Origin of the sequence: Vibrio rumoiensis 1S-45 (assembly GCF_000286955.2) — a bacterium.
In the GTDB taxonomy this organism is placed as follows: Bacteria; Pseudomonadota; Gammaproteobacteria; order Enterobacterales; family Vibrionaceae; genus Vibrio; species Vibrio rumoiensis_A.
On sequence record NZ_AJYK02000098.1, the window covers coordinates 1 to 2,317 of the forward strand.

1 protein-coding gene is annotated in these 2,317 nt (G+C 36.6%); it reads right to left on the reverse strand.

Annotated features, from left to right (window positions below):
- Window positions 1-165: 165 nt before the first annotated feature.
- Window positions 166-2,235, reverse strand: a complete 2,070-nt coding sequence (locus A1QC_RS13650) for a pentapeptide repeat-containing protein (protein WP_017024609.1) — start codon at window positions 2,233-2,235, stop codon at window positions 166-168.
- Window positions 2,236-2,317: the final 82 nt, after the last annotated feature.

Genomic DNA, 2,317 nt, shown 5'->3' on the forward strand with positions numbered 1-2,317 from the left:
GCGACACCTATCCTTATTTGTTAGTAGCATGATATACGATTGACAGCTTTAATTTAAATACATGTCCAACACACATGAGAAAAAATGGAAAAATCCCCAGTCAATCAGAGGTAGGTCTAATAAACGCCATCGAAAGTACAGTTACAATCATTTGTGTACTTTAAATTATTCTACCAGTTCATTTGGCTTTTCATTTTTATACTTTCTAAAAATTGCCACACCTCGTTGACTGTCAGTTATATTGGAACTGGTTAAACGAGCTTGAGTTAAATCACAACCACTCAACTCTGCACCCTGTAAATTTGCATTCGTAAAATCACAGCCTCCAAAATCAGCTTGGGTAAGATCAGCTTTCTCAAAATTTGCATTAACAAATATAGAACTTTTAAAGTCTGCACTATCAAGACTAGCCTTACTAAAGTTTGTTCGTGAACATAGTGACGCTTGAAGCTTAGCACTTGTTAAACAAGCTTTTGTTAAGTCTGCGCCTTCCAAGTTCGCTTCACTTAAGTCTGCCATTCTGAGGTCTGCATTCTTCAGAGTAGTTATATTATTCTGGGAGGATTTTAAGATGGTTAATTGTGCACCAGTTAACGCTGCACCATTCAGATTTGCATTATCAAGAATGGCACCATTAAGGAGAGCTTTATGTAAACTTGCATCTTTTAGGTTTGCGCCTTGCAAGTTAGCCCCCTGCAAACTTACCCCTTGTAAATTAGCTCCTTTTAAATTGGCCCCTTCCAAGTTGGCTCCATCCAAATTAGCCCCCTGTAGATTTGCTCCCTCCAATTTTATACCGTTAAGTACGGCTTTCCTTAAATCACTCTGTTCCAATGATGCATACGTCAGATCAAATCCAGACAATTGGCTACCTTCCAAAAGCTTAAACCCTGTCAACAAATACCCATTTTTTTCGTTAGAAAACAGTCCAACTTTATATTTGTTTACGGTTTTAATAAACTTAAGCATATTATCGGTCTTATGGAATGGCTCCCCTCTATCAACAAGAATACCGAGTTCAACTCCATACACGATTAGAAACTCTCTAATGCTTAAGTGAGAAAACCTAAACTCACCGTATGAATTGCGATTAAGTAATGAATTAGTACCAATATCAATGTGATCAATCCCTTCAATGACCCTGTCGGCTGAGTCATTTAGTAGAATTATATGAGATTCACAGTGACATAATTGCTGAATGTGCTTCAAAGCTACTGTATGTGTACCTTGTCGCTGCATCGTTTCCGCTAGCCAAATACAAGCTTTGAGCAAATCCTCCTTATTGATATTTTTACCATGATGCTTCCTTAGTTTAATGACTTCGCGATTCAACCATGTATCAACTAAACCTTTATATAACTCATACTCTGTCGCCCCTTGTCGATGGCTTTCCAATAAAGTCTCGACGTGCGATAACAAGAACGGTCGAAATTGAAGTGAACCTATACTTCTTATTGATTGTTTAGCATCGTGTAATTTAGGGTTATAAAATTGATTAAATAAGTACTTTAAGCTTCTAGGGTAACGTTTGTCTAAATATGCATCAACCTGCTCATCAGTAAACAGAGAAAGATAAACTAACGGACAATCATAATTATTAAATGATATTTTGCCCATTGTATTAAAAGCAGACTCTGCCGTTTCAGGAAAAAATTGAGTACGGCAAGTAATCACTACACGATAAAAGCAGCTAGTAGCTTCAAGTATCTTAGTAAGCCGCTCAATTGTGCCGCCTTCCTTACACTGAGTATCTTCATCGAGTGAGTCTAGTAATAGAACAGTTTGGCTTTTGTTCTCGATCTTGTCGATATCACTTAGGGTCGTAGCACCTAATTTCAATAATTTACATTCATAATTTTTCGGCCAGAAAGCCATCAAATGACTTAACTTAACCATCATCAATAAAGATGTTTTGCCCATTCCTGCATCGGCGAGAACAAACATCTGACTTGCCCCGTCTCTAGTCACAATGTCCCGATTAAAGAATTTGTTTATAGTTTCAAAAACTCCAGCTCTTATTGATGATATTGTTTCATCTTCAAGCTCGTCAGCAGGGTTAACCTGCTGACATTCTGGTTGAATGTAAAACTTAGCAAGTTCCTCACAATTACCAAATACATCATTGATTCTAACCAACTCTTTATTACGCTTATCAACACTATTTTTTAGTACTTGAGTTAAAGCCTTTAATAACTTTGTAGCTACTTTTGTTGAAATAAAGCTAGTTGTTTCCATAAACCACCGATAGTTGCTAATAATGAAAAATAAGTTTTAGCGAAGTCAATTATGCTACTAACAATTTAATAGACGGAAAAAA